Annotated in this window: 20 protein-coding genes and 2 pseudogenes; 8 read left to right on the forward strand and 14 right to left on the reverse strand. The window is 55.0% G+C overall.

Features of this window, described 5'->3' with window-relative positions; all coding sequences use genetic code 11:
- Positions 1-10: 10 nt before the first annotated feature.
- Positions 11-760: a DeoR/GlpR family DNA-binding transcription regulator gene (locus ERD80_RS08910; protein WP_104093484.1), complete on the reverse strand. Its 750-nt coding sequence runs from the start codon at positions 758-760 to the stop codon at positions 11-13.
- A gap of 80 nt (positions 761-840) precedes the next feature.
- Between ERD80_RS08910 and ERD80_RS08915 the strand changes: the two genes are divergently transcribed.
- From ERD80_RS08915 to ERD80_RS08935, 5 genes are all read left to right on the forward strand, one after another.
- Complete coding sequence (locus ERD80_RS08915; protein ID WP_021508782.1) at positions 841-1,434, forward strand: NUDIX domain-containing protein; 594 nt, start codon at positions 841-843, stop codon at positions 1,432-1,434.
- The gene (locus ERD80_RS08920) at positions 1,428-1,781 is read left to right on the forward strand and encodes an NUDIX hydrolase (RefSeq protein WP_104093483.1); all 354 of its coding nucleotides are present in this window, start codon (positions 1,428-1,430) and stop codon (positions 1,779-1,781) included. Before ERD80_RS08915 ends, ERD80_RS08920 begins: the two co-directional genes overlap by 7 nt.
- Before the next feature lie 229 nt (positions 1,782-2,010).
- Positions 2,011-2,706, forward strand: coding sequence for a DJ-1/PfpI family protein (locus tag ERD80_RS08925; RefSeq protein WP_136546607.1), 696 nt, complete (start codon positions 2,011-2,013; stop codon positions 2,704-2,706).
- 193 nt (positions 2,707-2,899) lie between these two features.
- Positions 2,900-3,211 carry a hypothetical protein gene (locus tag ERD80_RS08930; RefSeq protein WP_088517478.1) on the forward strand — a complete coding sequence of 104 codons (312 nt, stop codon included), beginning with the start codon at positions 2,900-2,902 and terminating at the stop codon, positions 3,209-3,211.
- Positions 3,212-3,496: 285 nt separating this feature from the next.
- Positions 3,497-4,003 carry an anti-virulence regulator CigR family protein gene (locus ERD80_RS08935; protein ID WP_136546609.1) on the forward strand — a complete coding sequence of 169 codons (507 nt, stop codon included), beginning with the start codon at positions 3,497-3,499 and terminating at the stop codon, positions 4,001-4,003.
- A gap of 203 nt (positions 4,004-4,206) precedes the next feature.
- On the opposite strand, the gene ERD80_RS08940 is transcribed toward ERD80_RS08935, so the two are convergent.
- Positions 4,207-5,340, reverse strand: a complete 1,134-nt coding sequence (locus ERD80_RS08940; RefSeq protein WP_104093481.1) for a glutathione-independent formaldehyde dehydrogenase — start codon at positions 5,338-5,340, stop codon at positions 4,207-4,209.
- 640 nt (positions 5,341-5,980) lie between these two features.
- Between ERD80_RS08940 and ERD80_RS08945 the strand changes: the two genes are divergently transcribed.
- Both ERD80_RS08945 and ERD80_RS08950 read left to right on the forward strand, forming a co-directional pair.
- Positions 5,981-6,418 carry a VOC family protein gene (locus ERD80_RS08945; protein ID WP_136546611.1) on the forward strand — a complete coding sequence of 146 codons (438 nt, stop codon included), beginning with the start codon at positions 5,981-5,983 and terminating at the stop codon, positions 6,416-6,418.
- Positions 6,419-6,537: 119 nt separating this feature from the next.
- Positions 6,538-6,988: pseudogene (locus tag ERD80_RS08950) on the forward strand (helix-turn-helix domain-containing protein); the annotation flags it as partial.
- Positions 6,989-7,050: 62 nt separating this feature from the next.
- Here ERD80_RS08950 and ERD80_RS08955 read toward each other — a convergent pair.
- The 4 genes from ERD80_RS08955 to ERD80_RS08970 all read right to left on the reverse strand — a co-directional run bounded on the left by ERD80_RS08955 (position 7,051) and on the right by ERD80_RS08970 (position 9,032).
- Complete coding sequence (locus tag ERD80_RS08955; RefSeq protein ID WP_136546613.1) at positions 7,051-7,446, reverse strand: VOC family protein; 396 nt, start codon at positions 7,444-7,446, stop codon at positions 7,051-7,053.
- 18 nt (positions 7,447-7,464) lie between these two features.
- The gene (locus ERD80_RS08960) at positions 7,465-7,791 is read right to left on the reverse strand and encodes a saccharopine dehydrogenase NADP-binding domain-containing protein (RefSeq protein WP_240656226.1); all 327 of its coding nucleotides are present in this window, start codon (positions 7,789-7,791) and stop codon (positions 7,465-7,467) included.
- An 82-nt stretch (positions 7,792-7,873) separates the two neighbouring features.
- Positions 7,874-8,275 (reverse strand): VOC family protein, encoded by a 402-nt coding sequence (locus tag ERD80_RS08965; RefSeq protein WP_136546615.1) that lies wholly within the window; start codon positions 8,273-8,275, stop codon positions 7,874-7,876.
- A gap of 13 nt (positions 8,276-8,288) precedes the next feature.
- The gene (locus tag ERD80_RS08970; RefSeq protein WP_127835055.1) at positions 8,289-9,032 is read right to left on the reverse strand and encodes an SDR family oxidoreductase; all 744 of its coding nucleotides are present in this window, start codon (positions 9,030-9,032) and stop codon (positions 8,289-8,291) included.
- Positions 9,033-9,170: 138 nt separating this feature from the next.
- Here ERD80_RS08970 and ERD80_RS08975 point away from each other — a divergent pair, with 138 nt between their 5' ends.
- Complete coding sequence (locus ERD80_RS08975; RefSeq protein ID WP_136546617.1) at positions 9,171-10,058, forward strand: AraC family transcriptional regulator; 888 nt, start codon at positions 9,171-9,173, stop codon at positions 10,056-10,058.
- 460 nt (positions 10,059-10,518) lie between these two features.
- On the opposite strand, the gene ERD80_RS08985 is transcribed toward ERD80_RS08975, so the two are convergent.
- The 8 genes and pseudogenes from ERD80_RS08985 to ssuD form a co-directional block, all read right to left on the reverse strand.
- Positions 10,519-11,733 carry an acyl-CoA dehydrogenase family protein gene (locus ERD80_RS08985; RefSeq protein WP_125311067.1) on the reverse strand — a complete coding sequence of 405 codons (1,215 nt, stop codon included), beginning with the start codon at positions 11,731-11,733 and terminating at the stop codon, positions 10,519-10,521.
- Positions 11,734-11,736: 3 nt separating this feature from the next.
- Positions 11,737-13,163 (reverse strand): annotated as a pseudogene (locus ERD80_RS08990) (MFS transporter).
- Between the two features lie 174 nt (positions 13,164-13,337).
- Positions 13,338-14,213 carry a MetQ/NlpA family ABC transporter substrate-binding protein gene (locus tag ERD80_RS08995; protein WP_058770426.1) on the reverse strand — a complete coding sequence of 292 codons (876 nt, stop codon included), beginning with the start codon at positions 14,211-14,213 and terminating at the stop codon, positions 13,338-13,340.
- Positions 14,210-14,908: a methionine ABC transporter permease gene (locus ERD80_RS09000; RefSeq protein ID WP_136546619.1), complete on the reverse strand. Its 699-nt coding sequence runs from the start codon at positions 14,906-14,908 to the stop codon at positions 14,210-14,212. The genes ERD80_RS08995 and ERD80_RS09000 overlap by 4 nt, the downstream gene beginning before the upstream one ends.
- The gene (locus ERD80_RS09005; protein ID WP_136546621.1) at positions 14,905-15,924 is read right to left on the reverse strand and encodes a methionine ABC transporter ATP-binding protein; all 1,020 of its coding nucleotides are present in this window, start codon (positions 15,922-15,924) and stop codon (positions 14,905-14,907) included. The genes ERD80_RS09000 and ERD80_RS09005 overlap by 4 nt, the downstream gene beginning before the upstream one ends.
- Positions 15,921-17,315 (reverse strand): LLM class flavin-dependent oxidoreductase, encoded by a 1,395-nt coding sequence (locus ERD80_RS09010; RefSeq protein WP_136546623.1) that lies wholly within the window; start codon positions 17,313-17,315, stop codon positions 15,921-15,923. The genes ERD80_RS09005 and ERD80_RS09010 overlap by 4 nt, the downstream gene beginning before the upstream one ends.
- A gap of 74 nt (positions 17,316-17,389) precedes the next feature.
- A complete protein-coding gene (locus ERD80_RS09015; protein WP_136546625.1) occupies positions 17,390-18,796 on the reverse strand; it encodes an FAD/NAD(P)-binding protein in 1,407 nt (468 codons plus the stop codon).
- A gap of 14 nt (positions 18,797-18,810) precedes the next feature.
- Entirely contained in the window at positions 18,811-19,986 is a 1,176-nt protein-coding gene (gene ssuD / locus ERD80_RS09020) for an FMNH2-dependent alkanesulfonate monooxygenase (RefSeq protein WP_104093471.1), read from the reverse strand.
- Between the last annotated feature and the right edge of the window lie 183 nt (positions 19,987-20,169).

The following is a 20,169-nucleotide window of genomic DNA, read 5'->3' on the forward strand; positions in this document are numbered from 1 at the left end:
GCGTAGAACACTACAACAGCGAGACATGCTTCTGCTTTAAAGCCATGCGCAGCTCTTTATCAGGTTCGCCATCGACAATCAGCGCACTGGCCAGATCCAGATCCCCAATCGCGAAGGCGGAGGCGGAATTGAGTTTCTCTTTTGACACCATGACAACGGTCTCGGCGGCTCTCCCCGCCAGCGCGCGCTTTATGCCGGCCTCTTCATAGTTGCCGGTCGTGAGGCCGGCGGTTTTATGCACGCCGGTAACGCCCATGAAAAACAGATCAGCATTAATACGCGCAGCCGCCTCATGGACAGCCGATCCCACCGCGACCACCGAGTGGCGATAGAGCAGCCCGCCCAGGGTTATCACTTCTACCCGCGGAAAATCCACCAGCGCAACCGCAATACCGGGGCTGTGGGTGATCGCCGTGAAAGCCAGGTCTGCTGGCAGCAACTGCACCAGTTCTGCGGTGGTGGTTCCGCCGTCAATAATCACTACCTGACCGGGTTGAATCAGCTTCACCGCCTTTTGCGCCACACACTGCTTGGAACTCATTTGCACGTTTTTGCGTTTTTCGAAGGATGCCAGCGCGGCTGACACCGGCAGCGCGCCGCCGTGCACGCGCTGTAACAGTCCTTCAGCGGCCAGCTCGCGCAAATCGCGGCGTATTGAGTCCTCGGATATGCCGAAACGCTGACTGAGCTCACCTGACATCACCTGATTTTCAGCCGCCAGAATCTTCAGAATCTGTTGTTTTCGCTGGCTTGATAGCATAATTACCCGCTCACGTTTTTTCTTGAATTTGCACGATCATGCATGATAGCGTCTGTTTTGTCATCTTCAGGAGGCAAGCTATGCAGCAGAAAATACGCAATATCCGTGAGCAGCTGTTGTCCGACAACTGGTACACCCTGAAAAAATACACCTTTGAATTGCAGCGCCGTGACGGCTCGTGGCAGAAGCAGCAACGTGAAGCGTATGACCGCGGTAATGGTGCCGTCGTGCTTCTCTATAATCGCCAAAAGCGCAGCGTGGTGCTGACCCGCCAGTTTCGCTTGCCGGTTTTCATTAATGGTCACCAAGGTTTTTTGATTGAAGCGGCTGCCGGGCTGCTCGATAACGCTTCGCCGGAAACCCGCATTGTCGCGGAGGCAGAAGAAGAAACCGGTTACCGGGTGCAGCATATTGAAAAAGTCATGGAAGCCTTTATGAGTCCGGGTTCGGTTACCGAGAAACTCTATTTCTTTATCGCCGAATATGCTGATGACGATCGCCAGAGCAAAGGCGGTGGCCTTGCCGATGAGGGCGAGGATATTGAAGTACTGGAATGGCCTTTGACTCAGGCCCTGAGCGCAATTCGCAGCGGGGAGATTATGGATGCGAAAACCATCATGTTACTGCAATACGTTGCCATGAATGTCCATTTTGAGGAGCCAATACCATGCTGATCCTGATTGCCGGCCCTGTGCGCAGCGGCACCGAAGGAGACCCGGCCTTAATTCACGCCAATATACAAAAATTAGATGAAGCCGCTCTGCAGGTTTATCACAGAGGGCATACGCCGGTGATTGGAGAATGGCTGGCATTACCTCTTGCCGCCGCCGCAGGTTCAAAGGCAATCGGTGATGAAATCAGTGAGGCTTATCTTTATCCGGTTGCACATCGGCTTATTCAACATTGCGACGCGATCTTACGTATGCCGGGCGCGTCGCACGGCGCCGATAACGATATACGGATTGGCAGAGAACGCGGGTTAAAAATTTATACTGACATAGATGAGATTCCGATCGGGTGATTATGCTTTCACTGGATGGCGACGATGCCAGCGCGGCCATTCAGGCTTATGGACATTTGGCTTGTCGCCGTCATTCAAACACGAGTATTTTTCGCGAATAAAACAAACTCATTGATGCTGGGGAAATATGCCACTATTGCTGATGGCGGTTTCTCTGCATCGTCTGTTGCAGTGATTCATAACTTACCGCAGCGATGTCGGCTGCTGGCACACAATGAAGGCATTATTTATGAGTGATTCTGCATCTACATCCATCGGTCTGCTGCTGTTCCCTGCGCTTACGCAGCTTGACCTGACCGGTCCGTTTGAAGTCTTTGCGCGGGCACCAGACACGAAAGTGCATCTCATCTGGAAAAATCTGGACCTTGTGGTGTCAGACCGGGGGATGGCGATTCAGCCAACCACCACGTTCGACGCGTGTCCCGCGCTGGATATAATATGTATTCCCGGCGGGCCGGGGCAGATAAACCTGATGGAGGATGAAGAAGTCCTGTCGTTTATCCGGGCTAAAAGTAAACAGGCGAAGCTGGTAACGTCAGTATGCACCGGATCGCTTGTGCTGGGCGCGGCCGGGCTTCTTGAGGGATATAAAGCGACGACGCACTGGGCTTCGCTGGATCAGCTGGCGCTATTGGGCGCAGAGCCAGTAAATGAGCGTGTTGTACGCGACCGCAACCGTATAACGGGCGCCGGTGTGACTTCAGGTATCGATTTTGCCCTCAGCGTCGTATCAGAGATGTTCGGACCGGATATCGCGCAAAACATTCAGCTGCATATGGAATATGACCCTGCCCCGCCCTTTGACTGTGGCTCGCCCCGCTCCGCATCTGAAGAACAGCTGAAAAAAGCTCAGCAACAGGTTGCGCCATTTATTGAAAAGCGGCGGCAGGCGACGCTGAAAGCCGCAGCCAGACTACAGAAATAACGGGCCGGCACGGAGCGGACTTCCCCACCGACGAATGCCTCGATGAGCGAAAAACGGACATACAGGTAAGAGTAAATAGGCTTCGGTCGTCATAAATTTATTTTGTATTAAACAACTCGTCCTTCAGAAATTACACCGTTAAGTGGATTGCGATGATAGGGTTACCTCCTTGCCACATTAAGAGGAAAGGCGAATGATTGTAAGAACCTGGCACGGTTGTGTTCCGCTTAAACACGCTGAAGATTTTGCGAAACACCTTGAGAAGACAGGTGTGGAACATTCACGAAGCATTGCCGGGAATATAGGCGCTTATGTGCGCAGAGAAACACAGGGTGACTGGGAGCATTTCTTTCTGGCAACTTACTGGAAGGATCTGCAGTCAGTAAAGACTTTCGCGGGAGAAAACTATCACGTGGCAGTGACGTATCCGGATGACGAACAATTTGAGTTACTTTCAGATCCATACGTTTTTCAGCACACCGTGGAAACCGTTTTACCGCTATAGCCCCCTTTTCAGGGCGACTTAACGGTTGTCCTGATTCGTCTCTAAGTTGATTCGAAGCGTCAATGTCCGCTTTGCGCGACGAGCGGACATTTCTCTCAATAGTCACGAGCCGGCAGGTACCCCCCTGGATTCAGAGGCTAAGCAGTGGAATGCCCGCGTTCAGAGTGAGTCCCAGACATGTCCGGCTTATTACATTACTGATATTTCAGAAATGAGGTGATGGTTAAGATTGCCGCCTCGTTCTATATTTCAATCAGGCAACACATACTATTAAGGACATCAGTCATGCTCACGCAACGCACGCTCAAAACAACCTTTGCTCTGTTGATTGGTTTCGCCGTTTTTGTTGCACCGGCTTATGCAAACCCTGGCAATGGCAATGGCAATGGCAATGGCAATGGCAATGGCAATGGCAATGGCAATCACGGTAATAATGGCGCGCACGGAAATAAAGAGCAGGGTTACGCATCGTCGAAAAACGAACATGGACATCGCAAGAACGCCCGGCACCCCGATCATGTTCAATCTGATATCAGCTTCTCACAGGCACGAGCGCTCGCCGTCAACTATGGTTTGGTAGGCTATCAATCTCTGCCACCGGGAATCGCTAAGAAAGTGGCGCGTGGGAAAGCATTGCCACCGGGTATTGCTAAGAAAAATTTGCCAGCATCCATGATAAATGCGCTGCCTTACTACCCCGGCTACGAGTGGCGCGCGGTTGGAGATGATTTAGTGCTTATTGCGTTGAGCACAGCAGTTGTGACCGCCGTGATTAACGGTGTGTTCAACTAACCCCAGTATGCAGATATCTGACGTCTTGCAGCTCAGTTCATGGCGCTTAACAGCGGGACTGCTTAAGCGCTTTATCGGGTTTGCGCTGATGTTTCATAAGCGTGGTAATGCCAGATATAGTCAGCCACAGACAGGCAGGCAGTTTTCGTTCTCCCTCTTCCCACCGCCTGAATGTGTCTTAGCTCTTGTGAGTTACCTGGCTTTCAGGGTTTCAGAATGACTTTTGTCCAGCCATTATCACGATCATCAAAATGCTTATAGCCTTCGGCAGCGTCCGCCAGAGCGAGACGATGTGAGATGATCTGCGCTGGATTGGCTCTGCCCTGATGGATAAGCCTTGCGAGCTGGCGGTTGTATGCTTTGACATTACACTGACCGGTCTTGATTGACTGACCTTTAAACCAGAAATTCCCAAAATCGAAAGGCACTTTACCCTCTTTGGCCAGGTCGGTCGCGCCTCCGGGATCCTGCGGAACAAAAACGCCGACCGCACCGATGCCGCCCGTGGCCTTAGTTGACGCGACAAGGCTGTTAAGCGTGGCAGAGTTATCCTCGTGGCCATGTTTATTGCAACATTGATACCCCACACACTCGCAACCGCAATCCGTGCCGCGCCCGTCGGTTAACTCGAGAATTTTATTGACTGCCTCATCGCCCACACCATTGATCGCTACTGCACCCAGTTGTTCGGCCAGCGCCAGTCTGTCCGGATGGGTATCAACCACAAACACCTGCGATGCGCCTTTGATCATGGCCGAGTGAGCCGCCATCAAGCCGACCGGGCCTGCGCCGTAAATCGCCACACTCTCTCCGGGGCGCAGTCCTGCCAGTTCAGTGGCATGCCAGCCGGTGGGGAAGATGTCGGAAAGTAAAACGTAGTCCTCCTCTTTTTCAACCGCATCCGGCGGCAGCACCAGACAGTTAAAGTCAGCATAGGGAACACGCAGTAACTCCGCCTGTCCGCCATCCCATTCGCCCATTTCAGCAAAGCCATAGGCGGCACCGGCCGTACCCGGATTTGCCGTCAGGCAATAGCCGGTTAACCCTTTCTCGCAATTTTCACAGAATCCGCAGCCGACATTAAAGGGCAGGCAGACATAATCGCCAACTTTAACCCGCTCAACCGCGCTGCCGATTTCAATGACCTGCCCCAGATTTTCATGGCCAAAGATGCGACCCTGTTCGAAGCTGGTTCGTCCTTCGTACATATGCAGATCCGAACCGCAGATATTGGTGGTGGTAATACGGACAAGCACATCGGTAGGGCGAACGATTTTGGGATCCGGAACCTCTTTGACTGAAACGTCAAAAGGTCCGTTATAGACAACTGCTTTCATGATGTTCTCCTCACGTACATGATCAGTTATGAAGGCTGCGGCTGCGTGACGCTTTGCGGTCGCCTCCCTCTCAGTGATGCTGCTTTTTCAATCAAACGGCTTGGTTGAATGTGTAAGTGTAGAACAGCTCATGAGGTCGTCTGGCGGTATTAATATTATGTAACTCTATGAATTGTAAGCACCGTTTCGCTAAACGCCCTTTATCTCCGCCTTCTTCCAGGCCCCTGGCGCACCACACCGCTACGCTGACTTAGCCTTGCACTGAATCCCGTAACAGCTATTGTCCTCAACCTCTGCCCGGCTATCCTCTGCTTTTTATCCAGCGACCGGTGCGGCGTTGTCCGGACTGACGTTTATCCTGAAGGAAAAGCGCACCTTGCTGAGTGCCGCGGCTTTCATCATTATTTTTCTGCATTTCATCCTGAATGCAGTATTTGCCGTGCGCTTATCGTCATTGATTTTTCCTGAACCCCGACAGCTACTGTACATCTGCTGCTGTGTATAAATCGTAAATGCATTATTCAAAACCGAATTCAACAATGCCTTTTCCTGAAAAGCCCCAGCGCATTTATCGTGTAGCAATAAAGCAGGATTTTTATATAGTTGGATGATCAATTTTCAAAACTCAGCAGGTAATCGCATGATCTTAAGTGCTAATCACGTTGGTTTTTCAGTTAAAAACATTGATGAATCATTATTCTTCTGGACTCATATCCTTGGAGGTGAGTTATTACGCGAAGGAAAAATGTCTGGACCAATAATCGATGAAGTCACAGGCGCAAGGGGAGCAGATGTGCGAATGGCTTTGCTTGAACTGGCTGATATTAAAATTGAATTACTACAATACAATAACATTGAGCAGCCAGCAGAACCTTCAGTACCCTATATCCCAGGCTATGCTCACCTTGCTTTTATAGTTGAGGATCTTGATTCGCTCCTGAGCAAAGCATCGGACTATGGCTGGAAAACACCGGGTAAACCTCAGACAGTGTTGTCGGGACCCATGCAGGGAACCAGAGTAATATATTTACAAAGCCCTGATGGTCAGACGCTTGAATTGATGGAGCTCAGTCAATGAAGCCCATATGCTATGACCTGTTATCCTCTGATTAAATTAGTGACGTTCTCAACGTCCGCTTCTGGCTGTGAGTTCAACGATTCGATGCAACGCTATCCTTAACCAAGAGGGACGTTGTCATGAAACGAAGAACACGGGTTAACTACACGCCAGAGCAGAAGGCGACTTTGCTGGACAGATATAAGTAAGGTCATTTCCTGGATGATATCGCCAGATTGTTCAATAGATATTATTCTTCTATTATGCCTACTCCCCACCAGACAGGTGGCTACCGTCCTCCCTTGCGAAAGCGCCACCAATTAGCGCTTTCGCTTGATGAAAGAGAAAAGATATCCAGAGGACTGATAGCAAAGCTCCCTACCCGGGACATCGCTGTCAAATTATCAAGAGCACCCTCAACGATTACCCGCGGGATCAAGATGCACGGTGGTGCAAAATAATACCGTGCAGCAAAATCCGATGCAACTGCATGGGGAAATGCGCTGAGACTAAAACCTTGCAAGCTAATTGAAAGCTCCGCACTGTGTAAAATCATTGCAGAGAAAATGTATCAGGAATCCAGATAAAATTTACGATTTTAATTCACGCTGAAATTAAACGTCTGCATAAGATAATACGCATGTCTGATTATCTTACGTGATTCGCTGACAGACGACTTCCAGATTGTTGCCATCAGGATCAAAAACATACGCAGCATAGTACTGTGAATGATATTGTTTACGCACTCCCGGAGCTCCGTTATCTTTTCCACCCGCCTTGATAGCCCGTTTCCAGAATTCATCCACTATGCTGCGTTCGTCAGCAGAAAAAGCCAGATGCAACGGCGCACCGGTTTCCTGATTATCATGTAGCCACAGCCGGGGATAAGCTTGCGGCCCAAGTCCATAACGAAAACCGCCGGTACGTGTTTTGTCAGGCTCCTGAGTAACAACCAGTCTGAAGCCTAATGGCTCAAGTGCCTGCTGATAGAAGTGCAGCGAAAATGACGCATTTTTCACTGGAATTTCGATATGGTCGATGACAGACATAAAAGCTCCCGTTTCGTGTCAGAGTTCAGACTCAGTAATGCAGTAAAAACCTGCCATAGGCGGCGTAAAGACTGGGCGGATTGCTGCACTGATTAACGGCCTCACGGTATACATAAACGGACCGGCACAGTTTATAAGTACATCAATATCATTCAGAGCATTATCAATAGTCTCAGGAGCATCCAGACTGAAAACCCGGAAAGCGACCTTCAGTTCTGATGCCATCGCGGCCAGTTTTTCGCGATCGCGCCCGGCGATTATTATTGTCAGACCAGCTTCCTGCGCGTGACGTGCAATCATCGCCCAGGCATAGCCTGACGCACCGCGCATCATGATTTTCATCATTAAGATATTGCATCTTTAAAGAGAAATCAGATTGGGCATAGCCAGGATTACATCCCCAATCTTACTTTGCCACATCATGTTTTCAGCGCCCGTGCTGCCAGCTTTTATAGACAAACTCAAGAGTGTATCCATCCGGGTCTCTAACCTGAGCAGCGTAATAGCGCGGATCATAATGCAATTGCGCGCCCGGCGAGTGAATCTCCATGGCACCCGCGGCGATGGCCTCGGCATAAGCCTGGTTAACCATAATTTCGGAATCTGCCACAAACCCGACATGCACGGCCTGAGGAGAAGGCGAGCCCGATCTAAGCCAGAAAAATACGCGTCCATTGGCACCAAATCCCCTGAGGTCAGGATGGCCTGAGGGGCCATTGCTGCCGTCATAATCGTGACGGTTGGTGATACCAAGAAGGGGCAGAACACGCTCATAAAAAACGATTGAACGCTCAGTATCGCTTACAGTGATGAAGATATGATCCAGCATAAAAGCTCCGCAATCAGATGTTATAACCACCCGCGACTTCTATCGTCTGGGCATTAATCCAGCCATAGTCGGCAGACAGTAAACCGGCGATAACACGAGCAACTTCGTCGGGCTCGCCAATTCGGCCAAGGGCTGTTTGTCCGGCCAGCAATGCTGCGAATTCATCACTTAAACCGCCACCCAGCTCAGTACGGATTGGACCGGGCGAAACGGCATTGACCCGGATCTTCCTCTCACCAAACTCTTTCGCCATATAGCGCGTCAATACCTCAAGGCCACCTTTAAATGTTGCATACGGCGCTACGCCTGCGGTTGCCACGCGGGTAGTGGCGCTGGTGATATTAACAATCGAGGCATTCGGCCGTAAAAGTAGTAGCAGCGTCTGGGTAAGGAAGAAAGGCCCCTTCAAATGAACGTTCATCAAGCTGTCGAACTGCGCTTCAGTGACTGTCTCAATGGGGTTATAAAGGCCATATCCTGCATTGTTGACCAGCCCGTGAAGTCCCCTGGCACCCCAGCGTGATTCCATTGCATCCTCGAGAACCGAACGAAACTGACTAAAGCTGCTGGTATCTTCTACGTTTAACTGCAACGCTAATGCATGCCCTCCGGCGGCCTGAATATGCTTAACCACCTGGCTGGCGGCGTCCTGCTTGCTGCTCCAGGTCAGGATAACGCCAAAACCACGACGCGCACACTCAGCCGCCGTGCTGGCCCCAATGCCGCGGCTTCCGCCAGTAATCAGCACATATTTCATAAAAAACTCCTGACATAAATGGATGACGCATATAAGGTTACGCACTGCGTCGAACGCTGGCTCCTGTAATCCTCTCTGACATTTGCCTAATCCTGCTTTAATCTTGTTGCCCATCCCTTGCCGTGTTATTTAATAAAGATGGAAAAAAAATTAGCTGAACTGCGCCTGTTGGCTTCAAAAGCCGGGAATAAAATCACTGAAACCGCTATACCGCGTGTCGCAATGGTTCAGGGAGAAATTCCTGAACATCGTCTTGCTGCTGTCTATGAGCCGATGATTAATCTGATACTTACGGGTTCCAAGAGCATGACGGTGGGCGATCAAACCTGGCAATACAATCCTGCCACTTACTTTGTGATGTCGGTGGATCTGCCCGCCGTCGGCAAGGTCTTTGCCGATGAGCGAACCGGAGCGCCCTATCTTGCGGTGAGCCTGACGCCAAAGCCTGAGATTATTGCTGAATTACTGAATGACATGCCGGATTCGGGGAAAGCGCATCTTTATAGCGCGGGATTTTCTGTCGCCCCGGTTACTTTCGAATTACTTGATGTCTGGTTGAGAATGCTGCGACTGCTCAACAAGCCAGAGGAGATTTCTGCTTTAGCTCCTGCGTATGAAAGAGAGATTTTATTTCGGGTCCTTCAGGGGCCGCAGGGCTGGATGCTGCGTGATATTGCCACGCCAGAGTCGCATCTCGCCAGAATCTATAAAGTGATTTACTGGCTGAAACAAAACTATATGCAAGCCGTGCGGGTGGAAGAGCTGGCCGCCATGGCGGCATTAAGCGTTTCAGCCTTTCATCGTCATTTTCGGGCTATCACTGCGCTCAGCCCAGTCCAGTACCAAAAACGTGTTCGCCTGATGCAGGCACGGTTAAAGTTAGCCACAACTGGCGACAGCATCACGGCCATAGCACATGCTGTTGGCTACCAAAGCCATTCGCAATTCAGTCGGGAATATGAACGCCATTTCGGCCTTTCGCCTTCATCAGATCAGAAAAATATAATACTGCTCAGAAACATATAGACCTGCCGGTGTCTGGAAAATTTTATGAAATGAAAAGCACCAGACCTCTACAGCACTCTGAGTACAAGTCAACTCAATTGGCGGCAACGTTCACTCCTGGCACAAAGCGGCCCTACCCCCTGCGAACTCCGCTATCTGCATCACGCTGACATCAAAGCTAAACAAAGCATCAGGTGCTGCTAACCACCTGCATTTCCTTAACGTCCCTGATGAGGTGTGTAAGAGCCGATTACGTGCCCGTAATGCAGCAGGCACCCACGATTTTGCCGCTTCAGATGAACAGTTTGAAATCATAAGCCGTTATTTCTCAGCACCAGCGGCTGATGAAGGTTTCAATATTATTGAATACCGCTCATAAGCCGCCGGGTTGCGGCTTATGAGGTGCTAATTCCATGATGCAGCTGGATTCTGCGCCATTAAACGGCGCCCGATAACAGCGCCGTTTGCTCATCAAGGCTGGTTACCCCTCTCCCCTGCCGATTTGCCAGATGCCGGTTGGCGGGGTGCCGTTGACTTTCCAGTCACCGATGTCGCGCGCTTTGTAGATCACCGGGTTATGCGACGAGACGGTGCGCGCATTGCGCCAGTGACGATCCAGCGCTTTGCTGACGCGCGTATCCGACGCGCCAAGCGCATTAAACAATTCAGTGGCAGCACGCGGCACCAGCTCGCTGGCGATCACCTGCGCCTGTCCGGCCTCGGCTTCCGCCAGGTTGTTGATGGCGGCGATGGCCGCTTCATCGGCACTGACGTGCGCTTCATACGCTGATTGCAGTGAATGGGTTGCGCGAATCACCGTGGCTTCGACGGCAAATGCCAGACTGGTGATCTCGCCTACCACCTGCAGCACCTGCGCATCCTGCCGCGAGGCAGCTCCGTTGCCGTGACTGTAAACGCGGTTGCGTGCGGCAACGGCTGCCGCGCCGTCCCGCGCCACCGCGCGCGCAATGCCCGCCAGCGTTGCCAGCAACACGTGCTGGTAATACGCGGTCTGATAACGGAAGCGCGTGGCAAAATCATATACGTGCTGCGTCTCCACATGCGCGTGCTCGAAGCGCGTCGTGCCGCTGCCAGTCAGGCGCTGGCCAAATCCGTCCCAGTCATCTTCACGCGTGACGCCCGGCTGATGCGTATTCACCAGCGCGATCACGTCACCCTGATTGTCATCGCGACGCGCGTAAACATCTATCCAGTCGGCGAACAGCGCACCGGTGCTGTAAAACTTCTCGCCATTCAGCGTCCAGCCATTGGCGGCAGGCGTGACGCGGGTGATCACGTCGCCCAGCCTGACGTTGCCAATCTCCGTCCAGCCGCTGCCCACCAACTCGCCATCTACAAAACGGCGAAACCACGCATCGCGCTCCACATTGTCCGGCTGGTTGAGCCGGTCCTCGACAAACGCAAAGTGCGCGCGCAGCGCCTGCGGCAGGTTGGAATCCGCTTCCGCCAGCTCAATTAACAGCTGAAACAGCTGCGGCAGCGAGGCGCCCCAGCCACCTTTTTGCTGTGGAATACGCACCGTGCCAAAGCCGGCCTCCTTCAGCCACTGCAGTGGTTCATAAGGCAAGGTACGCGTACGCTCGCGTTCCGCTGCGCCCGCCGCGATGCGGGCAAACAGCGGTCGGAAGTGCGCCGCCAGCGTGTCATAGTCAGTACCGGTAGAGAGAATGCTCATGTTTTACTCCTGAGGGGAAAGATCGTCGATGTCGTGGCGGGTCGGTTCGTGACGCACCGCCAGCAGGAAAAAGATCGGAATGATGGCGGCCAGCGATACCACCCAGAACATTTTGGTGCCGAGCGCCGCCTGCAGAATCGGCAGAATGAACAGCGCCAGCGCACTGCCGATGCCCGACAGCGCACGACTAAAGCCGACACCGGTCGCGCGAATCGAGGTAGGATACGAGAGCGCCGGATAGACCATCAGCTGCGCGCCCGGGCCAAAGCCTTCAGCGAACAGCCACAGCCCGAGCATCAGCACCGCGAATACGATGCCCACTAGCGCCTGCGGGTGGCCAATCAACGTCAGCGCTACCAGCGCCAAAAACTGCAGCGCAAAGCCAGCGATCGCCACGTGGCGTGACGGATATTTCCACGCATCCCCAGCAGCCCGCCGGTAAAGGCAAACAGCGCGTTCAGCCCCAGCGAAGCTGAGATAGTCTCGAACACACCGGCACCAAGAAATTGCGCCAGTATCGACGGCAGGAAGAAGGCGATGGCGGTGTACTCAAACGAAATACAGATATTCATTACGCCGGCAACGATGGTGCGTTCACGCCACGGCTTCTGGAACAGTACGCGAAAACTCACCTTCGGCGCCGCCGCCGCGGGTGGCGTTTCTGGTTCTGCTTCGTGTGCATGAATACCGTACGAATCACGCAGGATACGCACCGCCGAGGTCAGATCGCCCTGATTCGCGGCCCACAACGGTGATTCATTCATGAACTTACTGCGCACCGCGATGATCAACAGCGCAGGTACCGCGCCAAACAGCAGCGAGGCGCGCCACAGCCAGTCGAGATGATCTTTAGGCAGCAGAAAATAGAGGCCAAAAATCAGCAGGAAACACACCGTGGAAGCCGCATACCACATCGGGCACCAGGCCGCGAGCCGTGCGGCTTTGTTGCCTTTGCCGGCAAATTTAGAAAATTCCGCCAGATAAGACATCGCCACCGGCAGATCGATGCCTACGCCAATGCCCATCAGGAAGCGCGCGCCAATCAGCACCCAGACGTTGGGTGCTAAGCCCGCCGCAATCGCCGATACGACAAAAAACAGCATGTCGGCCATGAACACCGAATAGCGGCCGTACTTATCCGTCAGCCAGCCACCAATCAGGTTGCCGACGATGGTGCCGACCATGATGGATGAAGTGACCAGCCCGGTGGTGAACGGCGATAGCTGGAACTCGCGCACCACGTCATCGATGCCGTACGACAGTGTGGTCAGGTCGTAGGCGTCGAGGAACACGCCACCCAACGCGAGAAACACAATCATGCGCGCATAGTTGTTTTTGCTACTGCGGGTGTTGATCAGCCTTGCCACATCACTGACCGAACGTACCGGTTGCGAAGCCGGCAAGGTGTTTTCTAAAGGAAGAGTACTCATAACGCCTCACGTCTGTTTTTGTTGTGCAGGTGAGGTGGTTATAAGCGCTTTATGCAGGGAACCAAAGCAACAATATTTGCTATTAATTACAATATAATCAATAAGATAACAAAGACACCAACACTAAAACCCGGACGCGCAATGCGGGTCCGGGTAGCGTATTCGGCAGTAAAGTTATTCAGCAGAAACCGGCACCAGTACGCCTTTGACCAGCGGGTCATCGGTGGTTTTTAGCCACTGCTGCACGCGCGGATCGGCAAAAGCCTGCCTGAGTTTGACGATGTTCTCCTGCTCCAGGTAAGGCGTACCAATCACCAGCTGCGAGGCAAAGGTGCGCGGCGCGGGCGGGAACAGAATACCTTTGTCACGCGGGACTTTACCGGCGTCAAACTGCGACACATAACCAATCGCCGCATCGACCGAATTGAGCGCCCGCGGCATGGTCAGCAGATCCAGCTCTTTGAACACGAAACCGTGCGGATTACCGACAATGTTTTTCAGTTTGGCGGTGCGCGGTTCTACCGTTGGATCGAGGGTGATCAATCCCTGACGCGCCAGCAGCCAGAGCGCCTGGCCCTGATTCGCCCCATCGTCGGGCACCACAATGGTTGCGCCCTGCGGCAGATCCGCCACCGAGTGGTAGCGATCGGAGTAAATACCAAAGGCCCACTGGAACAGAGGCAGGCTGGAAGTGAGCTGGAAGCCGTTAGCATCGACCACCTGCTTCAGCCACCACTGATGCTGATAGACCGTCGCAGCATACTGCCCTTCTGCTACCGCACGGTCCGCCTGCACCGGATCCTGCACACCGACCGCCTCCAGCTTCAGGCCGTAGTCCGGCGCGATATGCTCACCCACATAGTCAATCAGCTTCTGTTCCCCGGCCATTGCCGGCTCATAATGCACTTTCAGCGTGGTGCCAAACACCACCGCCTGCGGCTGCTGGCTGCGCCACAACCAGCCAGCGACGGCCAGCAAAATGACCACTATAATCAGCAGCAGCCACGGCCAGCGGCGTGTTTTACGTAACTCAAATTCTTGTGTTGTCATAACGATGTCCCCTGAGGATGGCGTAAGGCCGCAACCAGCCGGTCGCCGAAAAATTGAATGGTATGAATCAGTGCAATTAACACCACGATGGTGGCGATCATGATGTGGTTATCGAACCGCTGATAGCCATACACCACCGCCAGGTAGCCAATGCCGCCAGCGCCAATGGTGCCGGCGATGGCCGAGTACTCAATCATGGAGATCAGGTTGAGCGTGATGGCTGCGACAATCGCCGGCAGCGCTTCACTCAGCTGGGCGGAGCGGATGATCTGCCAGCGCGAACCGCCGCACACCAGCCCCACGGCAGTAACTTCACCAGGCAGCTCACGTAATGCGTTGTCGACCAGGCGGCCAAAGAAAGGAATACCGGCGGCGATCATCGGTACCACCGCCGCCGGAATGCCGATGGTGGTGCCGGTGAGCCAGAAGGTAAACGGAATGATGGCCGCCATCAGCACCAGAAACGGTAACGAGCGCCCCATATTGACGATCCAGCTCAGCACCCGATGCACACCGCGCTGCGGAAACAGTCCGCGCGGCGAGGTGTTAAACAGCACCACGCCGACCACGCCACCGAGGCTCACCACAAACAGCATCACGATGCCGACCATCAGCGCGGTTTCACCCAGCGCCGGCAGCATCAGTGCCGGAATTTCAGGCCAGGGCGTGTCCTGGCTTATTACGGATACGCTCATACCGCCTCCCGTAATGGCGGCACGCTGACAGCAACGCTGGCCGCCAGGCCATACTGCTCCAGCTGCGTCAGCAACCGTGCCAGCGGCACCTGCTCCTGCTGAAAATGAATGCCCACCTGCAACCGTCCGGCCTGGATGCCATTGACCCGCTCGACATGCGCACCCAGCAGATCCACCTTTAAAGCGAACTGCTGGCTGATGCGCGAAATCCAGTCGCTGGCCACCGCGACATCGGTACGGTAGCTAAGCTGCAGCACCAGTCCGGCATCACTGACTTGTGCCGTCAGCGGCAGCAGCCGCTGGCCGAGCGCGCTGTCCGGCTGTGCCAGCAGCGCACTGACGGTGCCATACTGCACTATCTCTCCATCGCAAATCTCGGCAACCGCATCCGCCGCCTGACGTACGGCATCCATTTCATGGGTGATTAGCACGATTGCCAGCCGGTAGTCGTCACGCAGTTTTTTCAGCAGCTCAAGGATGGTGACCGTCGCTTCCGGATCGAGGCCGGAGGTGGCTTCGTCGGCCAGCAATACAGACGGACGCAGCGCCAGCGCGCGGGCAATACCGATGCGCTGCCGCTGCCCACCGGAGAGCTGGGCGGGAAAGGCGCTGGCTTTGTGGCTCAGTCCGACACTCTCCAGCAGCTCGCCGACGCGGGCGCGGATATCGCGCTCGACCACACCGAGATAGCGCAGCGGCAGCGCGATATTTTCCCAGGCACTTTTACGCTGCAGCAGCGCGGAAGACTGAAATACCGTGCCGATGGCGCGACGCGCGCGGCGCAGCGCTTCGCCATCCAGCCGGGATAAATCGCTGCCGTTAACCCGGATGCTGCCGCCGCTCGGCTGCTCCAGCAGGCTGATGCATTTCGCCAGCGTAGATTTTCCGGCACCGCTCGGTCCGACCACCGCGGTGATGCTGGCTTCCGGCACCTGCAGCGTGATGTTTTTCAGCACGTCGGTGACGCGACCGTCCGGCGCACGGTAGTGCTTACTCAGGCGCTCGATTTCGATCATATGACCTCCTGCTGCTGCGCGCTGCGTACGCGATAGCCAGCACCCGGATGCGGCGCACTGAGCTGCGGCCCGGCGGCAAAAAGCTTTTCGCGTAGCGTGCCCGCGGCGTAATCCTGTTTGTAAACGCCGCGTTTTTGCAGCTCCGGAATCAGCAGCTCGACCACATCCTCAAAGGTTTCATGGGTCAGCGCATACGCCAGGTTGAAACCATCCACGTCGGTCTCCTCTACCCAGCTCTGCAGTTCATCCGCCACCGTTGCCGCACTGCCCACCAGCAGCGGGCCAAAACCGCCGATGCCCACCCAGTCGGCCAGCGCTTTCACCGTCCATTGACGATCGGGATCGGCAGTAGAGAAAGTTTCAACCGCTGACTGAATGGCGTTGGTGTGCAGGTATTTCAGCACCTGGTCCGGCTGATATTGTCCAAAGTCGATGCCGGTCCAGCCAGAAACCAGCGCCAGCGCGCCTTCGTAGCTGACCCAGTTTTTATACTCCTGCCACTTCGCCTGCGCCGCCCGATCGGTTTCACCGACAATCACCGTCTGCAGGTTGAAGATCAAAATACTGCGCGGATCGCGACCGGCTTCGGCTGCACTACGCCGGATGTCGGCCACGGTTTTCTTTAACAGCACTTTGGACGGCGCGGCGACAAACACACATTCTGCGTGCTCAGCGGCAAACTGTTTGCCGCGGCTCGATGCACCGGCCTGATACAGCACTGGCGTGCGTTGCGGCGAGGGTTCACACAGATGGATGCCCGGTACGTTAAAGAACGTACCATGATGGTTAATCGGATGGATTTTGCCGGGATCGCTGAAAATACGACGCTGACGATCGCGCAGCACCGCATCCTGCTCCCAGCTGCCTTCCAGCAGTTTATAGACCACCTGCAGGTACTCATCGGCATAGTCATAGCGGCTGTCATGATCGGTTTGCGCTTTATGACCAATGTTGCGCGCGCCGCTCTCCAGATAGGAGGTAACGATGTTCCAGCCAATGCGGCCTTTGGTCAGATGGTCCAGCGTCGACAAACGGCGCGCGAACGGATAAGGATGCTCAAACGACAGCGAGGCGGTTAAGCCGAAACCGAGGTGCTCTGTGACCAGCGCCATCGGCGTAATCAACGCCAGCGGATCGTTCACCGGCACCTGAGTGGCCTGGCGTATCGCCGCGTCACCGTTGCCGTTCAGCACATCATAAATGCCGAGCACATCGGCTATGAACAGGCCGTCAAACTTGCCGCGCTCCAGCAGGCGCGCCAAATCAACCCAGTATTCCAGATCCTTATACTGCCAGGAGCGGTCACGGGGATGGGCCCAGAGTCCGGGCGACTGGTGACCGACACAGTTCATATCAAAAGCATTCAGGCGTATTTCTCGTTGCGATGGCATAGCAATCTCCATAGCGAGGCCGTGATCGTGCAGCGACCCGGCGTTCGTCAGTTAATTTTCAGGATGTTGAGTATTCAGGAGGCGGAAGGGGGACATCGCTCAGCGTGAGCGACAGGCAATACTTTAAGAATTTCATCCGCTACGGCGGCCGCGTGATCGGCCACCTGCGGCAATCCCATCAGCTCGCCAAATCGGGCGCGCGCCGCCGGACCCACGACAAACAGGCGTGCGTTGGGCTGGCCGTGCCGGTTGAGGGTGCGCGAGTGATCATCCACATCAATGCCGAAGCCGAGCGCATCGGCGCGGATCAGGCCCTGCTCACTGAGCGATTGCAGCAGCGGCTGGCTGGTCGTCAGCGCTTCATGTCCCGGTCCGGTCGTGACAATCAGTTTATCCAGCACATGGTTTTGCCGGGTGCCATCGCGCTGACGCAGGGTGATTTCCAGCTGCTGCGGGTGAGCGTGAATCGCCACGAGGCGAGCGGCCAATACCTGCAGACTACCTTGCTGCTGTCGCCGGGCGATGACGGCGGCGACCTGTGGGGCAATGCGATAGCGATGCACATCCCACCATGAACGCAGATGACGTGCAAAGCGCTGCTGTTCATGTAGCGGAAGTGACTGCCAGATGGCTTGCCCCTGCACACGCACCTCATCAAGTACACGCTGCCACGGCAGCTGCTGCGCGGCAGCGCGAGCGACTTCATCACGAATATGCCGCAGCCAGCGACGCGCGCTGGGCTGAGATTGCGCGCCCAGTGTCCACTCCGGCCATTCGCCGCTGAGATTGGCGCGTGACAGTTGTCCGCGCCGTGAGAACGCCAGCAGCGGCCCCTGATGCTGACGCGTCGCCAGCGAAGCCACCACATCAGCCATGCTCAGGCCGGTGCCGACAATCGCCACCGATGCGTCAGGCTCAACGTTATCCAGCACGCCTGGCTGCCACGGGTTGGCAATCAGCGCCGGATGGTCGGCAAACGGCTGTAGCATGCGTGGCAGCGACGGCGGTGGATGGCTGATCGCCAGCGCCAGGATGTCGCCAGTCAGGGTTTCACCGTTACTCAACAGCAATTGTTGCCCTTCCCACGCCAGCGCACGCGCCTGAACATTCCGCAGAGTGACATGCGGATGCGCCTCAGCGGCGGCAGCAAACTGCCGCGCCAGATAGCGGCCAAACAGCGCGCGCTGCGGATACACCGCGCCATCGGCGCAGTGTGCTGCTGAATCCAGTGAACATTCCGGTTGCTGACGATACCAGCGTTCAAAGGCGCCCTGCTCTTCTCCGCTGAGCTGCATACGCGCAGCCGGCACGTTGATGCGGTGTGCCGGTTCCGGCGTGGAATAGGCAACACCGGCGCCGAGGCTGGCGCGCGGTTCGACCACTGTAATCAGTAGCGGCGCGAGCGACGTGCGGGCGAGGTGAATCGCCAACGCTGTGCCGCTGAAGCCCCCGCCGACAATAATGATGTGCGCTGTTGCCATCGCCTTCTCCTGCATCAGCTGGCGCTCGTCTGTTTCGCCGATGGGCGCTTATCGCCGCCGATGGTTTCACCAAACGGGCCAGTGTTAATGGTACGGACGCGCTGCTGCTGACCGTGGGCCAGCGGTAACAACGGCAGCAGCAATTCAGCCACGCGATGGGCCTCTTCCAGATGCGGATAACCCGAAAGAATGAAGTTAGTCACGCCGAGCGCCTGGTATTCCCGAATGCGTTCAGCGACCTGCTGCGGGCTGCCCACCAGTGCAGTGCCGGCACCGCCGCGCACCAGTCCGACGCCTGCCCACAGATTCGGCGCAATGTAGAGATTATCGCGCGAACCGTTGTGCAGCGCACTCATGCGCGCCTGACCGGCGGAATCCATGCGGGCAAAAATCTTCTGCGCCTGAGCGATGGTGTCGTCATCCAGATGGGCAATCAGTTTATCCGCCGCCGCTCGGGCTTCTTCTTCGGTTTCACGCACAATCACATGCAGGCGGATACCGTATTCGAGTTTCCGGCCGCGTGACTTAGCGCGCTCACGTACGACCGCCAGTTTTTCTGCTACCTGCGCCGGTGGCTCGCCCCAGGTGAGATAGGTGTCAATCTGCTGCGCCGCCACGTCGATCGCTGCCTCTGATGAGCCGCCAAAGTAGAGCGGTGGACCGTTTTCCTGCACCGGTGGAAACAGCACCTCAGCGCCTTCAACCTGAATATGCTCGCCCTGATAATCCACTTTTTCGCCGCGCATCAGACGGCTATACACATCCAGAAACTCGCGAGTCACTTCATAACGTTCACTGTGGTTGAGGAAGATGCCGTCGCCTTTGTTCTCTACCGGATCGCCGCCGGTGACCACGTTAATCAGTAGACGGCCTTCCGACAGACGATCCAGCGTGGTGGCCATGCGCGCTGCCAGTGTGGGTGGCTGCAACCCTGGCCGTACGGCGACCAGATAGCGCAGCCGGCGCGTCATGGGTGCCAGCGCTGAAGCCACCAGCCAGGAATCCTCACAGCTTTTCCCTGTCGGAATGAGGACGCCGTAGAAGCCCAGATTGTCGGCGGCCAGCGCGACCTGCTGTAAATAGGCTAAATCAACCGGGCGTCCGCCTTCTGTGGTACCCAGGTAACGGCCATCGCCGTGCGTCGGCAGGAACCAGAAGACATTTATGCTCTCGTGCGCAGAATCGGCCATTATGCTTATCCTATATAACTTTATGAGAAAACGTTCATTCTTAACTTTCTATTTGGTTATATAGGCGTAAGCGAAAAGCATGCCAGGTTTTAACGAAACAGAGATTGTGCATTTTCAGTCAGTTAGGTCATCAGAGCGCGTAATGTCTGTTGCAATTGCAACGCAACGCCAACAGCATTTGCT

Origin of the sequence: Pantoea sp. R102 (assembly GCF_004916815.1) — a bacterium.
Taxonomy (GTDB): Bacteria; Pseudomonadota; Gammaproteobacteria; order Enterobacterales; family Enterobacteriaceae; genus Pantoea; species Pantoea dispersa.